The following is a 22,503-nucleotide window of genomic DNA, read 5'->3' as shown; positions in this document are numbered from 1 at the left end:
TGTTGAAGAAAAACTTCCGGGCAGTTGTGTACTGCCGCGATGCAATGCATTCTGCGCTTGGCGGGGAACGGGAACAAACCAGATTAAATATCAGTCATTGAAAGAAAATCTTTAGTGGCACGGCTGCGGAGTGACTAAAATAGCCACGCAGAGACGCATAATCACGCGACACCATGGAAGAAAATCATGAAGACACCGATCCATCTGAACGCCTTGCGGGCATTCGAAGCCAGCGCCCGCCACCAGAGCTTTTCAGCCGCCGCCGCTGAACTCAACGTCAGCCCCGCTGCCGTGGGCCAGTTGGTGCGCAACCTGGAAGACTGGCTGGGCGCGCCGCTGTTCCATCGGCACACGGCGGGCAAGACGCGGCTGGTGGCGACGCAGGCCGCGGAGCGCGCGCTGCCGGATTTGCGCGCCGGCTTTGACCGCTTGCTGCTGGGTCTGGAAAGGCTCAAGGAAGGTTCGCTCAACGGGGTGCTGACGGTGACCGTCAGTCCCGCCTTCGCCGCCAAGTGGCTGTTGCCACGGATTGAACGCTTTCAATCGGTCTGCCCGGAAACCGACGTGCGGCTCGATACCAGTCTGAAGCCCGTCGATTTCGTCTCGCAACGCATCGATATCGGCGTGCGCTACGGCACCGGCAACTGGCCGGGACTGAGCGCCGACAAATTGATGGATGAAGAAGTCTATCCCGTGTGTTCGCCCGCGTTTCTGCAACAGCATGCGCCATTGCGGCAGCCGGCCGACCTGGCGCGGCAAACGCTGATTCACGACCTGTCGATGGATGGCCATGGCGATTTTCCAACGTGGGAAGCGTGGCTGCAGAAGGCGGGCGTGCGCGATAGCGCCGCCTCGCGCGGCATGAAGATCAACAATTCGGCGGCGGTGCTGCAGGCGGCGGCCGAGGGCCATGGCGTGGCGCTGGCGCGCAGCGTGATGGCGCATGACGATATCGCCTCCGGGCGGCTGGTACGCCTGTGCGGCGCGATGACTTTTCTTTCGCCGCTGGCCTACTACGTGGTCTACCGGCCGGAGTCCGCAGGCCTGCCGCGCCTGGCGACCTTTCGCGGCTGGCTGCTGGAAGAGGCAGGCAAGCAGGCCGCCGCGGTTGCACGGTAAGCCAGCCGTTGGCCGCCGTGACGCGCAGATAAGCATTGACCGCGTCTGCACGTTTGCGTATATTTATGCGCATTCCTGCACGTTTTAATTAAAATCCATGTCCGCCACTCTGCTCCTCAAACAACGCCACGCGCTGATCCAGCAACAATTGCATGCCGACGGCCGTGTGCTGGCGCTGGACCTGGCGCGCCAGCTCGACGTGTCCGAAGACACGATACGGCGCGACTTGCGCGAGATGGCGGCGGCCGGCCTGTGCCAGCGCGTGTATGGCGGCGCCCTGCCGCTGGCGCCCGATGGCGGCACCTTGACGCAGCGCAAGCAGGAAGCGCCCGAGCGCAAGGCGCGCCTGGCGCAGGCCGCCGTGTCCCTCGTGCGCACGGGCCATGTGCTGTTTCTCGATGCGGGCTCGACCAACCTGGCCATCGCCAGCGCCTTGCCGCAGTTGGCGCTCACTGTCATCACGAATGCGCCCGCCATCGCCATGGTGCTGATGGAACGCCCGGAAATCGAGCTGATCATGGCTGGCGGCCGGGTCGACCGCCGCGCCGGCGCCAGCCTGGGTCCGCAAGCGCTGCGCACGGTCGAGCGCATGCATCCCGACCTGTGCTTCCTCGGTGCCTGCGGCGCCGATGCCGACACGGGCGTGACGGCGTTCAACTACGACGAAGCCGAGTTCAAGCGCAGCATCGCCGGCGCCAGCAAGGCCGTGGTGGTGGCCGTCACCAGCGACAAGCTGGGCACGGCCGCGCCTTTCGGCGTACTGGCCACGGGCTTGCTGCAGCACCTGGTGCTCGAAGCCGATGCCGATGCCGTGCACGCGGCTGCCTTTGAACGGCTGGGCGTGCAAGTGTTGCGCGCCCACGCCTGACTTATCCACCCCGACTCTTGAAAAGCTCCCCCATGCATCTCACCGGCACCTTGCAACAACGCGCCACGCGCCTGGTCTTCTTCGCCGCCGGCCTCGGCATGGCCGCCTGGGCCCCGCTGGTTCCCTATGCCAAGGCGCGCCTGGGCCTCGATGAAGCGACGCTCGGCGTCTTGCTGCTGTGCCTGGGCGCCGGCTCGCTGTGCGCGATGCCGTTTACGGGCATGCTCACGGCCCGCTTCGGCTGCCGCAAGGTCATCGTCGGCGCCGGCCTGCTGCTGACCGCCATCCTGCCCGGCCTGGCGCTGGCCGCCACACCGCTGCAACTGGGCCTGGTGCTGCTGGTGTTCGGCGCAGCCATGGGCACATTTGACGTGGCCATCAATATCCAGGCCGTGATCATCGAAAAAGCCAACGGCGGCGCCATGATGTCGGGTTTTCATGCACTGTTCAGCGTGGGCGGCTTTGCCGGCGCGGCCTGCATGGCCCTGCTGTTGTGGCTGGGACTGACGCCGGCCTGGTCCTGCGTGGTGGTGATGCTGCTGCTGTGCGGCGTGCTGGGCGCGGCGCAAGGCCATCTGCTGCCGACGGCGTCCGCCTCCGGCGAAAAGACACCGCTGTTCGTCATGCCGCATGGCGCCGTCATTTTCATCGGTCTGCTGTGCTTTATCGTCTTCCTGGCCGAAGGCGCGATTCTCGACTGGAGCGCCCTGTTCCTGACCACCACGCGCGGCGTGGAAGAAGCCAAGGGCGGTCTCGGCTACGCCGCCTTCGCCATCGCCATGACGGTGGGCCGCTTCACGGGCGACAAGGTGGTCACACGCTTTGGCGGCAAGCGGGTGCTCACTTTCGGCGGTCTGTGCGCGGCGGCAGGCTTCTTCCTCGCCGTGGTGGCGCCACATGCCAGCCTGGCCATGGCAGGCTTCGTGCTGATCGGCCTGGGCGCGGCGAACATCGTGCCCATCCTGTTCACGGCGGCGGGCCAGCAACATGCCATGCCGGCCAGCCTGGCGGTGGCGGCCATCACCACCATCGGCTATGCGGGCATCCTGGCTGGTCCGGCCGTGATCGGCTTCGTGGCGCACGCCACCAGCCTGAATATCGCCTTCGCCATGCTGGGCGCCGCCCTGCTGCTGGTGGCAGCCAGCGCGCGCCTGGTGGCGCCGGCCAAACAACGTTCCTGATCCTCCTTCTGCCTGTCGGACGATGCTAAAAAAGCGCCGCCCGACAGCGCCCAAATCGGCTCGACGGGCCTGCGGCATGGTAAGCTTCGACCCCGCGCACATTGCGGGCGCCACGCACACACCCCATCCTGTCAATTACACCCTTGTATACATCTATGGATCTCATTCTTGCGCTAAAAGCCATCATCATGGGGCTGGTCGAAGGTTTTACCGAATTCTTGCCGATTTCGTCCACGGGACATCTGATCCTGGCCGGCAGCCTGCTCGACTTTACCAAGGATGTCTCGAAAGAAGTCATGGGGGTATTTGAAATCGCCATCCAGGCAGGTGCCATTCTGGCCGTGTGCTGGGAATACCGTGCACGCATCGCCTCGGTACTGGGCAGCCTGACCACCAAGTGCAGCTCGCGCATGTTCGTGCTGAACCTGGCAATCGCCTTTATTCCCTTGGCCGTGCTGGGTTTGAAATTCGGCAAAAATATCAAGGCGCTGCTGTTCAATCCTGTCGCGGTCGCGACCGCCTTCATTATTGGCGGCATCATCATCCTGCTGGTGGAACGCCGCGCGCGCAACAATCCGGTCGCGGTACGCATACATACGGTCGAAGATATGAGTCCGCTTGATGCTCTTAAGGTCGGCTGCGCCCAGGCGTTCGCGCTGATTCCCGGCACCAGCCGTTCCGGCTCGACCATCATCGGCGGCATGCTGCTGGGACTGTCGCGCAAGGCCGCCACCGAATTTTCGTTCTTCCTGGCCATCCCCACCCTGCTGGCGGCCACCTTCTACTCGCTGTACAAGGCGCGCGACATCCTGTCGGTCGCCCACGTGCCCCTGTTCGGCCTGGGTACCGTGGCCGCCTTCATTTCCGCCTTCCTGTGCGTGCGCTGGCTGCTGCGCTATATCAGCTCGCACGACTTCACGTTTTTTGCCTGGTACCGCATTGTGTTCGGCTTGCTGGTATTGGCCAGCGCCCACTACGGCTGGGTTGTTTGGGCAGAATAAGGCACTATGAATCAAGATCTTAACCAGCGCGCGCTGCACCTGCTGCAAACCGTTTTCGGCTACCCGGCCTTCCGCGGCCAGCAAGCCGACATCGTCGACCACGTCAGCCATGGCGGCGACGCGCTGGTATTGATGCCCACGGGCGGCGGCAAGTCGCTGTGCTATCAGATTCCCGCACTGCTGCGCGACGGCGTCGGTGTCGTCGTCTCGCCGCTGATCGCCCTGATGCAGGACCAGGTCGACGCGCTCGAGGAAGTGGGCGTGCGCGCCGCCTTCCTCAATTCCACGCAGACCTACGAAGAAGCGAGCCGCATCGAGCGCCTGGTGCGCACGGGCGGCATCGACGTCGTCTACGTAGCGCCCGAGCGCCTGATGACGCAGCGCTGCCTGGACCTGTTCCAGTCCTCGAAGATCGCCCTGTTCGCCATCGACGAGGCGCATTGCGTGGCCCAGTGGGGCCACGACTTCCGCCCCGAATACATCAAGCTGTCGGTGCTGCACGAGCAGTTCCCGGACGTGCCGCGCATCGCGCTCACGGCCACGGCCGACCCGCAGACGCGCGCCGAAATCGCGCTGCGCCTGCAGCTCGAGGACGCGCGCCAGTTCGTCTCGTCCTTCGACCGTCCGAACATTCGCTACCAGATCGTGGAAAAGGCGAATGGCCGCAAGCAGCTGCTCGACTTCATCAACACGGAACACGCGGGCGACTGCGGCATCGTCTACTGCCTGTCGCGCAAAAAAGTCGAAGAGACGGCGGAATTTCTGAACCAGAGCGGCATCCGCGCCCTGCCCTATCACGCCGGCATGGAATACGCCAAGCGCAGCGCCAACCAGGCGCGCTTCCTGCGCGAGGAAAACATCGTCATGGTCGCCACCATCGCCTTCGGCATGGGCATCGACAAGCCCGACGTGCGCTTCGTCGCGCATCTGGATCTGCCGAAAAGCATCGAGGGCTATTACCAGGAAACGGGGCGCGCGGGCCGCGACGGCATGGCCGCCAACGCCTGGATGGCGTACGGCTTGCAGGACGTGGTGCTGCAGCGGCGCATGATCGACGAATCGGAAGCGGACGACACCTTCAAGCGCGTGCTGGGCGTGAAGCTCGACGCCATGCTGGGCCTGTGCGAAACGCTCAGCTGCCGCCGCATGCGATTGCTCGAATACTTCGGCGAACCGGCTTCGCCGTGCGGCAATTGCGACACCTGCCTGGTGCCGCCCGTGTCGTTCGACGGCACGGTGCCCGTGCAAAAACTGCTGTCGGCCATCTACCGCGTCGACCAGCGCTTCGCCGGCGGCCACGTGATCGACGTGCTGCGCGGCGTGGAATCGGAACGCATCAAGACCTGGCACCACGATTCGCTGTCGGTCTTCGGCATCGGCTCGGACCTGGGCGAAGCGGAATGGAAATCGATTTTGCGCCAGGCCATCGCGCTCGGCCTCGTCTCGGTCGACCATGAACAATACAGCTCGCTGAAACTGACGGACGCCTCGCGCCCCGTGCTCAAGGGCGGCCAGAAGGTGCAGCTGCGCCAGTACCAGAAACCGGTGAAAACCAGCAAGCGCAGCACCAGCGTGGCGAAGGGTTATGTCGAGACGGACTTGTCTACCAGCGAGCAGGCGATCTTCGACAAACTGCGCTGGTGGCGCGTGGAAACGGCGCGCACCCACAACGTGCCCGCCTACGTGATTTTCGTCGACGCCACCCTGCGCGAAATCGCCAAGGCCAAGCCCACCTCGCTCGAGCAGATGCGCGGCGTGAGCGGCGTGGGCGAGAAAAAACTGGCCTCGTACGGCGACGAAATCGTCGCCATGATCCTGGAGATGATTTGATGGAAGCACTCTCGCCCGACCTGATTTACCAGGCCGTGAAAATCCTCGGCGCCCAGCCTGACGCAGAAGACGCGGTGGAAGCGCAAGTACGTACCCTGGTCGGCGACGACCTGACGGTGCGTCGCCTGGCCGACGTGGTGCCGGAAGCCTTCGGCCTGGTGCTGGTGTCGCACCTTCCCGGCGCCGAAAACATGACCTTGCCCGCCACCTTCCGCGCCCAGGACGAGGACGGCGAATGGGTGGAGTTCCCCTTGCGCCGCGAGCCGATCTTTGTCGTCGCCGCGGATATCGCCCAGCATACTTTCCACAACGGCCCGCGCGCCCTGATAAAAAATCTCGCCGACCGCAGCTCCTTGCTGTCGGCCATCAACAAGGCCTTGAACGCGGGTGGCTCGCTCCATGGCACGACCCTGGGTCCGCCCTCCTTCTTCGGCCTGCCGGCATCGCTGTACCGGCCGGCGGCATCGGCCGAGACGCCCTGACCACTCCACCTAGCCCCTGCCCTTGACAAGAGAACGCCGCCGCGATGGAAACCAAATGGCTGGAAGACTTCATCTCGCTCGCTGAAACGCATAATTTCAGCCGTTCCGCGGCCCTGCGCCACGTGACCCAGCCGGCCTTTTCGCGGCGCATCCAGTCGCTGGAAAACTGGCTCGGCATCGACCTGGTCGACCGCACCTCGTACCCGACGCGGCTGACGCCCGCTGGCGCCGTGTTCTACGAGCAGGCGCTGGAAATGCTGGGGCAGATCAACGGCGTGCGCGCCCTGTTGCGCGGCAAGCGCGCGGCCACGCAAACGAGCGTCGACTTCGCCGTTCCGCACACCCTGTCGCTGACCTTCATGCCGAAATGGCTGACGGCGCTGGAAGAAGGTTTTGCGCCGATCAACAGCCGTTTGATGGCCCTGAACGTGCACGACGCCGTACTGCAGCTGGTCGACGGCGGCTGCGACCTGCTGCTGTGCTATCACCATCCGCGCCAGCCGGTGCAGCTCGATCCGGGCCGCTACGACATGCTGGTGATGGGCCGCGAAACCCTGCGCGCATATGCGCGCTGCGGCCAGGACAAGGTGCCGGACTTCGTCCTGCCCGGCAGCGCCAGGGAGCCGCTGCCCTTCCTCTCCTACACCAACAACGCCTACCTGGGCCGCATGGTGGAACTGCTGCTGGCCGACGCCAAGGCGCCCCTGTTCCTGGAAACCTGCTACGAAACGGACATGGCCGAAGGCTTGAAAATGATGGCGCTCGAAGGCCGCGGCATCGCCTTCCTGCCCGAATCGGCCGTCATGCGCGACGTCAAATACAAGCACCTGGCACGCGCCGACGGCGGCGCGCCAGGCTGGGAAATCGAGCTGGAAATCCGCTTGTACCGCGAGCGCCCGTCCAGCCTGCGCCCCGGCAAGCAGATCGTCGAAAGCCTGTGGCAATACCTGGTGCAGGTGCAGGAAAGCGCCGCGCGCAGCGGAAAAAAACGCCGGCGCGCGGCTGTCACCACCATTCCATCCTGACCTCCTAACTATGCAATAAATGCATAACCGGATGCGCACAAAGCATTGGCCGGGGCATGAGGCTATCGCCTACGATGCGGTTCCGCTGCGCGCAACTCAATTGATTGCGCCTACCACAGCATTTTTGAATGCCAGGAAAAATCGTAGCGAGCGGCAGTGATTTGTGGCCGAGAAGCGCAGCTGTACGAAGGTACAGCGAGCATCGCCGGCCGCAAAGCACGACGCGCAGTAGATTTTTCGGCATTACACCACCGTTTTGTCCAGGAGCTTATCAAGCATGACCAGCAAGCACGCACTTCCTTCCTACCTCAATCCTGAAGACCTGGGCCCATGGGGCGTCTACCTCGAGCAGATCGACCGCGTCACGCCGTACCTGGGCAACCTGTCGCGCTGGGTGGAAACGCTGAAGCGTCCAAAGCGCATCCTGACGGTCGACGTGCCTATCGAGCGCGATGACGGCACCATTGCCCACTACGAAGGCTACCGCGTGCAGCACAATCTGTCGCGCGGCCCGGGTAAAGGCGGCGTACGCTTCCACCAGGACGTGACCCTGTCGGAAGTGATGGCGCTGTCGGCCTGGATGACGGTCAAGAACGCGGCGGTCAACGTGCCATACGGCGGCGCCAAGGGCGGTATCCGTGTCGATCCGAAGACCCTGTCGCGCAACGAACTGCAACGCCTGACGCGCCGCTACACGAGCGAGATCAGCATGATCATCGGACCGAACAAGGATATCCCGGCGCCGGACGTCAACACGAATGAACAAGTCATGGCGTGGATGATGGACAGCTACGCCATGATCGGCGGCAATATGTCGACCGGCGTGGTAACGGGCAAACCGATCTCGCTGGGCGGCAGCCTGGGCCGCCGCGATGCGACGGGCCGCGGCGTATTCGTCGTCGGTTGCGATGCGGCCGCCAAGGTCGGCATGTCGCTCGAAGGCGCGAAAGTCATCGTGCAAGGTTTCGGCAACGTGGGCGGCGTCGCTGCACGCATGTTCGCTGAAGCCGGCTCGAAAGTGGTCGCGGTACAGGATCACAAGACCACCGTCGTGCATTCCGGCGGCTTGAACATCCCGCAATTGCTGGCACACGTGGCCGAAGTGGGCAGCGTCGAAGGCTTCCCGGGCGCCGAGGCATTCGTGCCGCGCGAAGATTTCTGGGGCATCGATTGCGACATCCTGATTCCGGCCGCGCTGGAACAGCAGATCACGGCCGAACGCGCACAAGTCATCCGCGCCAAGATCATCCTGGAAGGCGCCAACGGCCCGACCCTGCCTGCAGCGGACGACATCCTGACCGACCGCGGCGTGCTGATCGTGCCGGACGTGCTGGCCAACGCCGGCGGCGTGACCGTCAGCTACTTCGAGTGGGCGCAGAACTTCTCGAGCTTCTTCTGGACGGAAGAAGAAATCAACAGCCGCCTGACCCGCATCATGCGCGAAGCGTTCGACGCCGTATGGCAAGTGTCGCAAGAGAAGAAAGTGTCGATGCGTACCGCCACCTTCATCCTGGCGTGCACGCGCGTGCTGCAGGCTCGCGAAGTACGCGGCCTGTATCCATAATGGCTGCCTGAGAAAATGCCCGGGGCGTTGTTGCCTGCCCCTCGCCGTACTGGCGTACTGTCTTCGGCTTTGCGCCTGGCCCCAGACATTTTTCAGGCGCCAAATGGCTGCCTGCGAAAATGCCTGGGGCGTTGTTGCTTCGCCTCGCCGTACTAGCGTACTGTCTTCGGCTTTGCGCCTAGCCCCAGACATTTTTCAGGTGCCATTGAGTTACTGGCGCTGTTAAAAAAAATCCCGCCACACTTGCGTGTGAGCGGGATTTTTTGTATCTGGCAGACTTTTTTACGCCGCGTAGCCTTGCGGATTCTGGTGCTGCCAGCGCCAGTGGTCGCGGCACATGTCGTCGATGTTTTTCTGCGCTTGCCAGCCCAGCAATTGCTTCGCCTTGTCGGCCGAGGCGTAGCAGCTGGCGATGTCGCCGGGGCGCCGGGGCACGATGTCGTATGGCACCTTGCGGCCGCTGGCGGCCTCGAAGGCGCGCACGGTATCGAGCACGCTGTAGCCGTGGCCCGTGCCCAGGTTGACGGTAAAGCCGCCCTCGGTGGAGAACAGGCGGTTCAACGCCGCCACATGGCCCAGCGCCAGGTCGACCACGTGGATGTAGTCGCGCACGCCCGTGCCGTCCGGCGTGTCGTAGTCGTTGCCGAAGACGGCCAGCCGCTCGCGGCGGCCCACGGCCACCTGGGCGATGAAGGGCATCAGATTGTTCGGGATGCCGGCCGGATCTTCGCCGATCAAGCCGCTGGCATGCGCGCCGACGGGATTAAAGTAGCGCAACACACCGACTTGCCACTGCGCATCGGCATGCACGAGATCGGCCAGGATCTCCTCGACCATCAGCTTCGAGCGGCCGTACGGATTGGTCACGGACAGGCGCGACGATTCCACGATCGGCAAGGCTTCCGGATCGCCATACACGGTGGCCGACGAGCTGAACACAAAACGCTTCACGTTCGCCGCCGCCAGCACTTCCAGCAGCGCCACGGTGCCCGACACATTGTTATCCATGTACATCAGCGGCTGGGCCACGGATTCCCCCACGGCTTTCAAGCCCGCGAAATGGATCACCGCATCGATGGCGTGCTCGCGCAAGACGGCGGCCATGGCCGTGCGGTCGCGCACATCCGCTTCGTAGAAGGGCACGCTTTTGCCGGAGATGCGCTCCACGCGTACCATCGCCTCGCGCGCGCTATTGCACAGATTATCCACCGCGACCACCTCAAAACCGGCAGCCAGCAATTCGATACAGGTATGCGAACCGATGAAACCGGATGCGCCGGTCACGAGTATTTTCTTGGACATAATATCAATCAATGCAAAAAAGATAAGACTAGCGGAATTTCCCCGCTTTGCCAAGCCCGCACAAGGCTGCGCAAGTAATAAAAAAGCCCGCCGCATTGCTGCGGCAGGCTTCATTTTTATGCAAATGGCAGGGGTGGGCAAGCCGCCATAATGCGTTTATTTCTTGATGAACACCAGATCCCACACCCCATGGCCCAGCTTCAAACCGCGGTTTTCAAACTTGGTCAGCGGACGATATGCCGGTTGCGGCGCATAAGCATCGGCGCTATTGCGCAGTTGCGGTTCGGCGCCCAGCACGTCCAGCATTTGCACCGCGTAATCTTCCCAATCGGTGGCGCAATGCAGATAGCCGCCCGGCGCCAGGCGGTCGGTCAATTGCTTGACGAATGGCGACTGGATCAAACGACGCTTGTTGTGGCGCGCCTTGTGCCATGGATCAGGGAAAAACACATGGATGCCGGCCAGCGAATTGGCGGGAATCATGTGCGTGAGCACTTCCACGGCATCGTGCTGCAGCAAGCGCAGATTCGTCAGCGACTCTTCGCCGATCAGCTTCAACAGGCTGCCCACACCGGGCGTATGCACTTCGACGCCGATGAAATCCTTCTCCGGCATGGCTTTGGCGATATGCGCCGTCGTCGCGCCCATGCCGAAACCGATTTCCAGGATGACGGGCGCCTTGCGGCCGAACACCTGCTCGAAGTCCATGGACTCCTTGGCGAATGGCAACAGGAACTGCGGCCCCAAGGTCTCAAGCGCGCGCGCCTGCGCGACAGACAGCCGTCCCGCGCGGGTGACAAAACTGCGGATGCGGTGTTCGGTCGGATCGTACATCATCGGCCGCGCCGGGCCGTTTGCTGGGGTATCAGAAGACATGGGAATGGAGAAATAAGTAGCCGCGCCGCATCAAGCCAGGCGCCAGCGAAAAATGGAGCGGGTGAAGGGAATCGAACCCTCGTCGTAAGCTTGGGAAGCTTCTGCTCTACCATTGAGCTACACCCGCGAAGCCTGCATTTTACGCCGAATGGAATGCGGCAAGCAAATCTTCGCGGTGGCGGGGCTTACTTCAGGCTGCCGAAGACCTTGCCGATGATTTTGCTGCCATATTCGAGCGGGTTGCTGCGGATGGCTTTTTCTTCTTCGGCGATCATCAGGTACAGGCCGTCGAGGGCGCGGTCCGTGACGTAGCCCTCCACCGTCGATTGCTGCTGCGGCACGAGGCCCGTCTTGCCGATCTGGCTCATGGTGCTGTTGTATTTGCTGGCCAGGCCGGAACGGTCGGTGACGGATTTCACGATGGGCAGAAATTTGACGGCCAGGGGCGCCGATGTTTTCTGGCGGAAGAAATCCGTCACCGACGTGTCGCCGCCGGACAGGATGTTTTTCGCATCCGTCACGCTCATTGACTTGACCGCATCGAGCAGCAAGGGCTTGGCCATCGGCACGGCCGACTCGGCGGCCCGGTTCATCGACACCACCAGGTCGTCCAGCTGCTGTCCACGTCCCGTCATTTTCAACAGGGGCTTGGCTTGCTCGAGGATGCCGGGCAGCTTGATTTTGACCTTGTCGTTGTTCAGGAAGCCATTCTCGACACCCAGTTTCGATACGGCGGCAGCGGAGCCGGCTTCCAGCGCCGCTTTCAAGCCATTGCTGGCGTCCTGATTGCTGAGAGCGGCCAGCGGGCTGGCGGCGCCTGCCGTGGACGAGCACAGCGCCAGCGCGCACAACATGGCGGCGGGGCGAACGGGGAAAGAGGTCAGGCGCATATTCATCCTTTGTTTGAAAGCCAATGGTTCTTGAAGCCTCAGCATAGCAAAATCGCAGCGATGCCCGCATTTTTTATGCGCAACAGGAACACCGGCGCGGGCAGCGCGGCACGGCAGACACTGTCGCCGCGATGCAGTTGAAGGTGCCCCTCAATCAGTCGGCCAGCGCCGCCAGACGCTGGCGCACCTGGTTCAGATCCGTCTCGCGCATGCGCGCCGCCGTCTGGCGCAAGGATTTTTCCGCGCCCGCCACGCCAGCCGCCACGGCCATCGACAGCCAGATATACGCCTGCTGCAAATCGAGCGGGCCGCCCTGGCCGGTGGCCGCCATCAAGCCCAGATTCATCTGCGCCCGCGCATGGCCCTGGCGCGCAGCCAGCGCATACCAGTCCCAGGCGGCGGCATAATCCTGCGGCACGTCCTGGCCATTGTCATGGCGCAGGCCCAGCGCGAACTGGGCCAGGCTGTGGCCTTGGGCGGCGGCGCGGCAGTAACAGGCGCAGGCCTGCTGGCTGTCGGGGGCCGGGCCATCGTCGCGGTCGTGCAAGACGCCCTGCATGTATTGCGCGGGCGCGTAATCCTGCTCGGCCGCGCGGCGGTACCACTCCAGCGCCAGCGACAGATCCTGCGGCACGCCCTGGCCATGTTCGTAACGCAGGCCCAGGTCGAACTGCGCCCGCACATGCCCCTGGTCGGCCGCCTTGCGGTACCAGAAGATAGCTTCCTGCGCATCGGCGGGCATGCCCTGTCCATGCTCGTACAACAGTCCCAGCTGATACTGGGCGGCGGGGAAGCCCTGCTCGGCGGCCTGGCGGTAGAACGCTTGCGCCTGCGCGTAATCGTGGGCGCCATGTTCATGGTGCAGGCCCAGGTTGTGCTGGGCCGCCGCATGGCCCAGTCCCGCCGCCTTGACATACCACTCCAGCGCAGCCTGTTTATCGCAGGGCACGCCCTGGCCATTGTCGTAGATCAGGCCCAGATTGAACTGCGAACTGGCGTGGCCCTGCTCGGCCGCGCGCCGGTACCAGGCGATCGCCTGCCGGCTGTCCTGCGGCAGCACGTCGCCATTTTCATAGCGCAGCGCCAGGTTGAACTGGGCCGGCGCATAGCCTTGCTCGGCCGCCTTGCGCATCCAGGCCGTCGCCTGCTGGCGATCCTGGCGCACGCCCTGGCCATTGTCGTAGCGCAGGCCCAGGTTGAACTGCGCGCGCGCATAGCCCTGTTCGGCCGCCTTGCGGTACCAGGCGATCGCTTGCACGAAGTCCTGCGGCACGCCCTTGCCATTGTCATACATCATGCCCAGATTGTTTTGCGCACCCGCGTCGCCCTGCTCGGCCGCGCGGCTGAACCACAGCATGGCTTGCCCGCTATCTTGCGCAAGTCCCTGGCCCTTGGCGTACAGCCAGCCCAGGTTGTACTGCGCCGCCGCGTAGCCCTGCTCGGCCGCCTGCTGGTACCAGTGCGCCGCCTGGGCAAAATCCTGCGGCACGCCCTGCCCCTTCTGGCACATCACGCCCAGGTTGTATTGCGCGTGCTCGAGTCCCTGCGCGGCAGCCAGGCCATACCAGTGCAGCGCCTGCGCATAGCTTTGTTCGATGCCCTGGCCATTGAAATACATGAAGCCCAGGCTGTGCTGGGCGTTCGCATTGCCCTTCTCGGCCAAACCTTTCAGGCGCAGGTAATCAGCCGTGTAATGAGCAGCCGTGCAATGAGCGGCCGTGTTGCGGGGATCGGCAAGCGACACGGTCAAGCCTCGATGGTCAGCGTCCGGGACGGCGCGGGCGCGGCTTCGGCGATCAGGCGGTCCTGCTCCTGCAGCACGCCGATGAAGCTGCCCAGCGAAATGGGCCGGTGGTACAGATAGCCCTGCATCGTGGTGCAACCCTTGTCCTGCAGGTAGCGCGCCTGCCCTTCCGTCTCCACGCCTTCGGCGATCAGGTGCAGGCCCAGGCCGCGCGCGATCGAGATGATGGCCAGGATGACGGGATAGTGTCCGTGCTCGTCGTGGATTTCCTTCACAAACGACTGGTCGATCTTGATCGTGTGGATGGGGAAGCGGTGCAGGTACGACAACGAGGAATAGCCGGTGCCGAAATCGTCGATGGCCACCGAGACGCCCAGCTGGCACAGCGTGTTCAACTGCTCGATCGCATACTGCGGATTGCGGATGCAGATGTTTTCCGTGATCTCCACTTCGATCTTCTCCGGCGCGATGCCGTAGCGCGTCAGCGCGCCGCGCATCTTCTCGAAAAAGTCGCCCCGGTCCAGATATTGCGGCGACAAATTGAGCGACAGGCGCACAGCTTCGCCGCCAGCCGCATCCCATTGCAGCAGGTCGCGGCACAGCGCGCCCAGCATCCAGTCCGAGATCGGCAGCATCAAGCCGTTTTCCTCCGCGAATGGCAGGAATTCGCCGGCCGTCAGCAAGCCCCGCTGCGGGTGGTTCCAGCGCATCAGGCCTTCGGCGCCGACGATGCGGCCCGTCATCACGTCCACCTGCGGCTGGTAATACATCTCCAGCTGGTTCAGCTCCAGCGCCTTGCGCAAGCTTTGCTCGAGCGCGATCTTCTGATGCGACACATCGAGCATGGACTCATGATAAAAACTGTGGCCGTTCTTGCCCAGCGCCTTGACCTGGTACATGGCGATGTCGGCATGGCGCAGCAGCTCGTCGATGGTCTCGCCGTCGCCCGGGTAGATGGCGATGCCGATCGAGGCCGAGATATGCACCTGGTTGCCATCGAGGTCGAACGGCTGGTGCAGGCATTCGAGGAATTTGTCGGCGATCAGGCGCGCATCCTGGCGGTCGCGCAGTTCCGGCAGCACGATGGTAAATTCATCGCCGCCCTGGCGCGCCAGCGTATCGCCGCGGCGCAGACAATCCTTCAGGCGCAGCGCCACCTGCTGCAGCAATTCGTCGCCCTTCACGTGGCCCAGGGTATCGTTGACCAGCTTGAAGCGGTCGAGGTCGATGAACATCACGGCCAGCTCCGTCAGCTTGCGCCGCGCCTGGATCACGGCCAGCCCCAGGCGGTCCTTGAACAGCATGCGGTTCGGCAGGTCCGTCAGGATGTCGTGATAGGCCTGGTAGGAGATGACTTCCTCGGCGCGCTTGCGGTCGGTGATGTCGCGCGCCACGCCGTAGGTGCCGAAGTATTCCTGCTTTTTCGCTTCCTGATCGTGGCCGTGCATGCCGATCGAATTGAGCGGAATCGTCATCAAGGTGTTGTTGAAGGTGCGGTCGCTGCCAGTGCCGCTATGGCACTTCAGGCGCAGTTCCACATTGCGCGAGGCGCGCTCGTCGAGGCGGCGCTCATTGAAAGCATAGCGCGCCCGCTCCTGGTCTTCATCGTGCACGAGGATCGAGTAATGGCTGCCGATCAGCTCTTCGCGGCTAAAGCCCAGCAACTGGTGCACCCTGTCGTTGATGAAGGTGATGCGGCCTTCGTGGTTCAAGGTATAGATGATGTCGGGCGAGCTGTCGACCAGATAGCGGTACATCTTTTCCGAGTTTTCCAGCTGCAGCGCGATGCGCTCGTTTTCCAGCGCCAGTTTGCGCTTTTGCAGCGCGTTCTCCACCGTCTTGAGCAGCTCCTCGCGGCTGTAGGGCTTGCGCAGATAATCGTAGGCGCCGCGCTTCAGGGCGCCGATGGCCGCCTCGATGCCGACGTCGCCGCTCATGACGATCACGTCGCCCTCGATGCCGCGCCGGTTGATGTGGTCCATGATTTCATGGCCGCTCATATCGGGCAGGCGCAAGTCGAGCAGGATCAGGTCGAAGCGCAGTTTCGACAACTGCGCCAGCGCCTCGCTGCCGCAGGTGGCCGTGTGCAGCTGGTAGCCGCGGTCCTTCAGCAATTCGTGGAGAGAGGCGAGCAGGCGGGGCTCGTCGTCGACCAGCAAAATGCGCGGGCTGTTTTCCAGGTCAAACGGAATGGCGGAGGAGTTCATGGACGTTACGAAGACATGGCGGTATTGCCGGGCGAGGGCAGCGCGGCTGCAGCGCTTGCCGGCAAGGGAATGGGCAGTAAAATTTCAAACGAGGTGCCGGACTTGCTGCTGCGGCAGCCGATCACGCCATGCAGGCGCGTGACCAGGTCATGCACGATGGACAAGCCCAGGCCGTGATGCGCGCCTGCCTTGCTGCTGCGCACGGGGGAAAACAGATTGGCCAGCACTTCCGGCGCCAGGCCGGCGCCATTGTCGCTGACGCACAGTTCCAGATACAGGCGGCGGTCGCGGTTCACGTGGCCACGGTTCGCCACTTCGATGCGCCCGCCATCGGGCAGGGCTTCGACGGCGTTTTTCAGCAGATTGAGCAGAATTTGCTTGAGCATGTCGGCATCGGCCTCCACCTCGCATGGCGCGTCCTGCATGCGCGTGACCACCTCGATCTTCGGCGGCAGGAAGTCGGTGGCGCGGAACAGGCGCAGCACATCGTCGACCACGCGCGCGCAATCGGTCACGCCGCTGGCAGCCGCCGGCTGCAGATCGGCCAGGCCGCCGATCAGCTGGCCGACCCGATCGATTTCCTCGTTCAGGATCGCCATTTCGCCCGACACCGGCTCCTGCTTCTCGAGCTTGTGATCGAGCACGCTCAGATAGTTCTTGATGATGGACAGCGGGTTATTCACTTCGTGCACGACGCGGCGCGACGCGGCGCGGTATTCCTCGGTCACGTGATCGAGCTGGCGCCGCGCCAGCCCGCGCGCGCTGATGGCCGTTTCCAGCGCCGTGGCGGCCTGGTTGGCATACGCGCGCAGAAAACCCTCGCGCTTCTGGCAAGCGGGAATCTGCCACGCCGCCACGCCGCCAATGAGCACGCCCAGGCTGCGCTGGCCCGACGCCAAGGGCACGCAGACCAGGCTGTCGGTACCGAGAATGCGGAACAGCTGCTCCTCGACGATGCCCAGCGCCGGCATGTCGCGTTTCAGGAACGCCAGCTGGCACTCCAGCGCCGAGGCGGCCAGGAGGCCGCCCTTGGCCAGCGGGATCGAGAAGCCGGCCAGGCGCTGCTGATGTTCGCCCGCCGCCACGCCGACGAGCGCATGGCCGGTGGGGTTTTGCAGCAGGATGACGGCGGTGTCGAAATCGAACAGAATGCGCGCCGAGCGCGTGATGGCTTCGAGCAGGCTGCTCTCGCCCTGCTGCCGGGCGAAGGTCTGGCCCACTTCGGACACCAGCACCATATTGCGCACTTCGTCGGACAGGCGCCGCTGCACCGGATCGACGGCGGGCGGCGCATAGGCGGGCGGCGTGGCGATATCGTCCGCGCCGGCCAGGTCGATGCCCAGGTGCTGCGCGGCCTGCTCCACCTGGCGCGCGACGCTGCCGGCCAGCTCGTCCAGTGTCTCGACGTCCAGCGCGCACAGGCTTGCCGCCTGCGTGATCGACTCCGCATCGTCGGCATGGCAGCACAGCAGGTGCGCCAGGCGCACGATGCGGATCAGGGGATGGCTCGCTTCCAGGCGCGCCAGCGGTTCATGGTGATACAGCACGCTGTCGGCCAGAAAGGAATCGAGATGCCAGCGCTCGATCAGCCAGGCGCCCGCTTCGGCATGCGTGATCTGCAAGGTACGCTGCTCCACCGCGCACAGGGCGGCATCGTCGCGCGCCGTGAAATTGAACGCGTATTCCTTCGGCGCCGTGGCCAGCAGGGCCAGGCGGCCCACGTTGTGCAGCAAGCCGGCCAGATATGCTTCCTCGACGTGCGGATAGGCCATGGCCTTGGCCAGCGCGCGCGCCATGACGGCGGCCGACAGCGAACTTTTCCAGAAGGCGCGCAAATCCGTGCTGCCGGAATGGGGAAAGCTGTTGAAGGTCTGGAAGACGGATTCGCTGATGACCAGGGTCTTGATCATGTCCGTGCCCAGCGACACGAGCGACTGTTCCAGGCTGACGACCTTGCTCTGCCGATGGTAGGCCGAGCTGCTGGCCACGCCGAGGATCTTGCTGGTCATGCCCGCATCCTTGGCGATCAGCGCGGCCAGCTCCGGCATGCCGGCATCGTCGGCCTGCAGGTGGGCGATCAGTTTGAGGAGGATCTGCGGCATGGCCGGCAGGCGGGCAATCAGCAGGCGATTGCGAATATCTTGATCAGATTGATGCATCGTATCAGGCATTGCCGGTTTGAAAAGGAAGAGCGCTCAGCAGCGAAGCGCGGCCACGTTCAGAGGAATCCTCCACTCCTGTAACCCAAAAAATGTCGCCTGAGAGGATGCCGGGAAAAGCAGTCATCTTATCATAAGCGCCGGATATTACTTGCAATATAGAAAATTAAGTTGAAATAAATCCAGCGTTCTGCGATGGAAACTTATGCCTTGAAGGAACCCAGCAAACGGTGGCGGAAGCGCCGCGATATCAGCCACAGCGCCAGCGCCAGGCCCGTAAACGCCAGCTGGCCCGACGCCAGCCACAGCACGGAACCGGACAGCAGCGGCGAGATCACGCCGGCCACCACGGCGCCCAGCAAGGTGCTGGCAAACGACTGGCACGAGGCCACCGTGCCGCGGATGTGCGGGAACAGGTCGAGCGCCAGCAGGGTCGCGCCCGGGCCCACCAGCGACATGCCGAAGGTATAGAAGAACAGGGGCAGCACCGACCAGGGCAAGGAGGGCGGCAGGAACAGGTGATAGACGACATTGACGCTGGCGGCGCACAGCAGGAAGGCAAAGCCGATGCCGATCTGGCGCGCAAACGTGACCTTGCCGGCGATGCGGTTGGCCGCCGCGGCGCCCATGAAGATGCCGCTCACGCAGGGAATGAACAGCCAGGCGAATTGCGATGGCCCCAGGCCCAGCTGCTTGGGCAGCACTTCCGGCGCGGCCGTGATGAACAGGAACAGGCCCGCGAAATTGAGGGCGACGATGCCGGCCTTGATGTGGAACAGCGGCGAGCGCAGGATCTGGCCATAGCTCGACGCCAGGAAGCGGGGATTGAAGGGCTGGCGCTTTTCCATCGGCAGGGTTTCGGGCAGGCGCCAGTAGCAGAACGCCAGCAGCACCACCGTGTAGAAGGCGAGGAACAGGAAGATCGAGCGCCAGTCGAACCAGATGACGATCCAGCCGCCGAGAATCGGCGCCACGGCCGGCGCGATGGAAAAGATCATCGTCACCAGCGACAGCAGCCGCGCCGCCGCCGCATCGGCATACAGGTCGCGGATGATGGCACGGCTGATCACCACGCCGGCGCCGGCCGAGACGCCCTGCATGATGCGGAAGAACCACAGGTAATGCACCGTGTGCGCCGAAGCGCAGCCGAGCGAACCGATGGCAAACATCAGCAGCGACACGAGAATGACGTTGCGCCTGCCGAAGGTATCCGAGATCGCGCCATGCCACAGCACCATGCCGGCAAAGGCCAGCATGTAGAACGTCAGCGACTGCTGCACTTCCAGCGGCGACGCCTGCAGCGAACCCTGGATCGCGCCAAACGCGGGCAGATAGGTATCGATCGACAGGGGACCCAGCATCGACAGCCCGGCCAGCATCATCGCCAGCGCACCGCGGCTCAGCGGCGCCATGTGGCTCGGTGTGGGAGGCGGAACGGGCGTGACCGGGTCGGGCGGCACATCGGCCGGAGGGGTGGGAAACATGGCGGATCCAAAGTGGCGCGCGGACCGGTTGCGGTCCGCGCGAGGTACTGCGTTACTACAGACGTCTACAGACGTCTACAGACGTCTACAGACGCCAAAATAGCTGATAAAACCGTCGCGAGCGGAAGGGAGAGCTGGCCGAGAAGCGCAGCCGTACACGAGTACGGCAAGCATCACAGGCCGCCTATCCCGACGCGCAGCAGGTTTGATCAGTTATTTTTTGGCTTGGCTTCTTCGCGGCGGTTGTAACCGGCGACCATATCAAAGCGGAACAAACGACATTCCAGCGCACCGTTGAAGAATGGCGTCTTGCGCGCTTCCTTCAGACGCAGCAGCTTGGGCAGGCCCAGGTCGGCCGTGAACAGGAACACGGTCCAGCCGGCGAAGCGCTGCTTCAGGGTCGTGCCCATGGCCGAATAGAACGACGTCGACAGTTCATCTTCCGGGATGGTGCTGTCGCCGCGCACGCCGATACGCTCGCCGTACGGCGGGTTGGTCAGCATGATGCCCGGCACGTCGCTCGGCGGCTTGACTTCCTGCGCCTCGATCTGTTTCAGGGGCACGTCGAAGCGCACGCCGGCGCAACGCAGGTTATGGCGCGTCATGGCGACCATGTCGCCCGAGATATCGCTGCCGAAAATGGTCGGTTCGGCCGGCAGCGGATTGACCTTGATGGCGTTTTTCATGGCATTCCACGGCGCCGGATCGAAGTCGTGGAAGTTTTCAAACGCGAACTGGCGCGATGCGCCCGGCGGAATCCCTTGCAGCATCTGCGCCGCTTCGGCCAGGATGGTGCCGGAACCGCACATCGGGTCGAACAGCACCATGCCAGGCTTCCAGCCCGACACGCGCAGCAGGCCGGCGGCCAGGTTTTCGCGCAGCGGCGCGTCGCCCGTCTCTTCGCGCCAGCCGCGCTTGAACAAGGCTTCGCCCGAGGTGTCGAGATAGACGGTGAAGGTATGCGCGTCGAGGAAGCCGACGATGCGCATGTCCGGCGTCTTGGTGTTGACCGATGGACGCTCGTTGAACTGGTCGCGGAAGCGGTCGCAGATCGCATCCTTGATTTTCAATGTCGTGAATTCCAGGCTGCGCAGCGGCGATTTCACGGCCGTGACGTCAACGCGGATCGTGTGGTGCACGCCGAACCAGTCTTCCCAGGATTGCGCCAGGGTCAGGTCGTAAATATCGTTTTCCGTCTTGTAGCCGGAATGGGCCATGCGCATCAGCACGCGCGAAGCGATGCGCGAATGCAGGTTGATGCGGTAGGAATCGAGCAGGTCGCCGGAGCAGTGGACGCCGCCCGGCACCTGGTTGTGCACCTTCATGGTCGCACTATCCTGGGCGATCTCGCCCAGCTCTTCGGCCAGCGCCGCTTCCATGCCGCGCGGGCATGGGCAAAAATATGAAGCCATGGTGTACCTTTTATCCGTTGAAAAACAATTAACTAAAAATTTCAAAACTTGTCGGATTACGCGCGCAGCGCCAATCCGACCTACATCCAATATCTTGCGCAGGTCGGCGCAGGTTGGCGTAGGTCGGCTTAGCCCGCCAGGGCGTAAGCCGACAAACACCGCTGCCGACTGAGCTTGTCGGATTACGCGCAAAGCGCTAATCCGACCTACATTGACATCTTTCCATAATTATTTCGCCAGCGCGCGCTCGACAAAATCGAGGCGGTCCTGGCCCCAGAACCCTTCGCCATCGACGATGTACCACGGCGAGCCGAACACGCTGGCGGCCGTGGCCGCTTCCGTATTGGCGTCATATTCCGCCTGCACGCTGGCCGTCTCCGACGTTTTCAGCAACTGGCGGCCGTCGAAACCGGCGTCAAACGCGATCTGCACCAGGGTTTCCTCGTCGCCGATGTTGCGCTCCTCCGCCCACAGGCCGCGCATGATGGCGTGCGCCAGTTTCAGCGACGCTTCCACGCCGTGCGCCAGGCGCGTGGCGATGATCAGCTTGGCCGACGCTTCCGGCGACACGGGGAAGAACTTCGGCTGCAGGGTCAATGGCACCTGCAAAAAGGCCGACCAGCGCGCCAGTTCGGCCAGGCGGTACGCCTGGCGCTGCGGTGCGCGCTGGGCCAGCGGCAGGCCGCCCGAGACGCTGAAGACCTTGCCCAGGTCAAAGGGACGCACGTCGATCTGTGCGCCCGTCTTCGCGGCGATGGCCATCAGGCGCGCGTGGCCCAGGTAGGTCCATGGCGAATGGGGAGCAAAGAAATACTGAACAACCTTGTTCTGGCTTGCACTCATCTTGACTCCCTTAGAAAGGCTTGACCACGACCAGCACGACGACGGCCAGCAGCATCACCACCGGCACTTCATTAAACCAGCGGAACCAGGTATGGCTGCGCTTGTTGAGGCCTTTTTCGAACTTGCGCAGGATGGAACCGCAAGCGTGGTGATAGCCGAGCAGCAGCACCACGAAGGTCAGTTTGGCGTGCATCCAGCCCGGCATCTTCATGCCGCCCTGGCTCCCGCCATACAGCATCCACATCAACGCCAGCCCCAGCACCATCGCCGGCAGCGCCAGCAGCGACATGAAGCGGTACAACTTGCGCGCCATCAGCAGCAGGCGCTCGGTGGCCACCGTTTCCGTCTCCATCGCCAGGTTCACGAAGATGCGCGGCAAATAAAACAGGCCGGCGAACCAGGAAATGACGAAGATGATGTGGAAGGCTTTGGTCCAGAGAAAGAGCATGGGGTTCCCAGTGTCGGAGGTGGAGAGAAACAAGAGCACGGGCCGCCTTGTGGGCCGCCCGCGAATGA

Annotated in this window: 18 protein-coding genes and 1 tRNA gene; 8 read left to right on the top strand and 11 right to left on the bottom strand. The window is 63.5% G+C overall.

Annotated elements, in window-relative coordinates; genetic code table 11:
- The first annotated feature begins 186 nt into the window (after positions 1–186).
- The 8 genes from gcvA (at position 187) to AC1Q6X_RS13690 (ending at position 9,070) form a co-directional block, all read left to right on the top strand.
- A complete protein-coding gene (gene gcvA / locus AC1Q6X_RS13725) occupies positions 187–1,119 on the top strand; it encodes a transcriptional regulator GcvA (protein ID WP_121670571.1) in 933 nt (310 codons plus the stop codon).
- 97 nt (positions 1,120–1,216) lie between these two features.
- Entirely contained in the window at positions 1,217–1,987 is a 771-nt protein-coding gene (locus AC1Q6X_RS13720; RefSeq protein ID WP_492497584.1) for a DeoR/GlpR family DNA-binding transcription regulator, read from the top strand.
- Positions 1,988–2,019: 32 nt separating this feature from the next.
- On the top strand, positions 2,020–3,168 hold the full coding sequence (locus AC1Q6X_RS13715; protein WP_492497582.1) for an MFS transporter: 1,149 nt from the start codon (positions 2,020–2,022) through the stop codon (positions 3,166–3,168).
- Between the two features lie 155 nt (positions 3,169–3,323).
- The gene (locus AC1Q6X_RS13710; RefSeq protein WP_099409037.1) at positions 3,324–4,169 is read left to right on the top strand and encodes an undecaprenyl-diphosphate phosphatase; all 846 of its coding nucleotides are present in this window, start codon (positions 3,324–3,326) and stop codon (positions 4,167–4,169) included.
- Positions 4,170–4,175: 6 nt separating this feature from the next.
- The gene (gene recQ / locus AC1Q6X_RS13705) at positions 4,176–5,999 is read left to right on the top strand and encodes a DNA helicase RecQ (RefSeq protein WP_492497579.1); all 1,824 of its coding nucleotides are present in this window, start codon (positions 4,176–4,178) and stop codon (positions 5,997–5,999) included.
- Complete coding sequence (locus tag AC1Q6X_RS13700; RefSeq protein ID WP_492497577.1) at positions 5,999–6,481, top strand: hypothetical protein; 483 nt, start codon at positions 5,999–6,001, stop codon at positions 6,479–6,481. The genes recQ and AC1Q6X_RS13700 overlap by 1 nt, the downstream gene beginning before the upstream one ends.
- A 44-nt stretch (positions 6,482–6,525) precedes the next feature.
- Complete coding sequence (locus AC1Q6X_RS13695) at positions 6,526–7,506, top strand: LysR family transcriptional regulator (RefSeq protein WP_230501770.1); 981 nt, start codon at positions 6,526–6,528, stop codon at positions 7,504–7,506.
- A 277-nt stretch (positions 7,507–7,783) separates the two neighbouring features.
- Complete coding sequence (locus tag AC1Q6X_RS13690) at positions 7,784–9,070, top strand: Glu/Leu/Phe/Val family dehydrogenase (protein WP_070220497.1); 1,287 nt, start codon at positions 7,784–7,786, stop codon at positions 9,068–9,070.
- Between the two features lie 282 nt (positions 9,071–9,352).
- Here AC1Q6X_RS13690 and galE read toward each other — a convergent pair whose 3' ends face one another.
- The 11 genes from galE to AC1Q6X_RS13635 all read right to left on the bottom strand — a co-directional run bounded on the left by galE (position 9,353) and on the right by AC1Q6X_RS13635 (position 22,435).
- Positions 9,353–10,372, bottom strand: coding sequence for a UDP-glucose 4-epimerase GalE (gene galE / locus AC1Q6X_RS13685; protein ID WP_492497575.1), 1,020 nt, complete (start codon positions 10,370–10,372; stop codon positions 9,353–9,355).
- Between the two features lie 156 nt (positions 10,373–10,528).
- Positions 10,529–11,209, bottom strand: a complete 681-nt coding sequence (gene trmB / locus AC1Q6X_RS13680; RefSeq protein WP_070220500.1) for a tRNA (guanosine(46)-N7)-methyltransferase TrmB — start codon at positions 11,207–11,209, stop codon at positions 10,529–10,531.
- Positions 11,210–11,301: 92 nt separating this feature from the next.
- Positions 11,302–11,375 (bottom strand) — tRNA-Gly (locus AC1Q6X_RS13675).
- Positions 11,376–11,433: 58 nt separating this feature from the next.
- Positions 11,434–12,138, bottom strand: coding sequence for a DUF4197 domain-containing protein (locus tag AC1Q6X_RS13670; RefSeq protein ID WP_230518194.1), 705 nt, complete (start codon positions 12,136–12,138; stop codon positions 11,434–11,436).
- A 154-nt stretch (positions 12,139–12,292) separates the two neighbouring features.
- Entirely contained in the window at positions 12,293–13,882 is a 1,590-nt protein-coding gene (locus tag AC1Q6X_RS13665; RefSeq protein WP_230518195.1) for an SEL1-like repeat protein, read from the bottom strand.
- A 2-nt stretch (positions 13,883–13,884) separates the two neighbouring features.
- Complete coding sequence (locus AC1Q6X_RS13660) at positions 13,885–16,089, bottom strand: EAL domain-containing response regulator (protein WP_230518196.1); 2,205 nt, start codon at positions 16,087–16,089, stop codon at positions 13,885–13,887.
- 5 nt (positions 16,090–16,094) lie between these two features.
- Positions 16,095–18,248, bottom strand: a complete 2,154-nt coding sequence (locus AC1Q6X_RS13655; protein WP_492419656.1) for an HDOD domain-containing protein — start codon at positions 18,246–18,248, stop codon at positions 16,095–16,097.
- Positions 18,249–18,451: 203 nt separating this feature from the next.
- The gene (locus AC1Q6X_RS13650) at positions 18,452–19,732 is read right to left on the bottom strand and encodes a multidrug effflux MFS transporter (protein WP_492497571.1); all 1,281 of its coding nucleotides are present in this window, start codon (positions 19,730–19,732) and stop codon (positions 18,452–18,454) included.
- A 209-nt stretch (positions 19,733–19,941) separates the two neighbouring features.
- A complete protein-coding gene (locus AC1Q6X_RS13645) occupies positions 19,942–21,144 on the bottom strand; it encodes a THUMP domain-containing class I SAM-dependent RNA methyltransferase (RefSeq protein WP_373631582.1) in 1,203 nt (400 codons plus the stop codon).
- A 228-nt stretch (positions 21,145–21,372) separates the two neighbouring features.
- Entirely contained in the window at positions 21,373–21,987 is a 615-nt protein-coding gene (locus tag AC1Q6X_RS13640; protein ID WP_492497568.1) for a 2-hydroxychromene-2-carboxylate isomerase, read from the bottom strand.
- 10 nt (positions 21,988–21,997) lie between these two features.
- Positions 21,998–22,435, bottom strand: coding sequence for a CopD family protein (locus AC1Q6X_RS13635; protein WP_070220518.1), 438 nt, complete (start codon positions 22,433–22,435; stop codon positions 21,998–22,000).
- Between the last annotated feature and the right edge of the window lie 68 nt (positions 22,436–22,503).

Source organism: Janthinobacterium sp. GW823-FHT06H09, from assembly GCF_058794735.1.
Note: the sequence above shows the minus strand (reverse complement) of the source record. Positions and strands in the feature narration are given on the sequence as shown.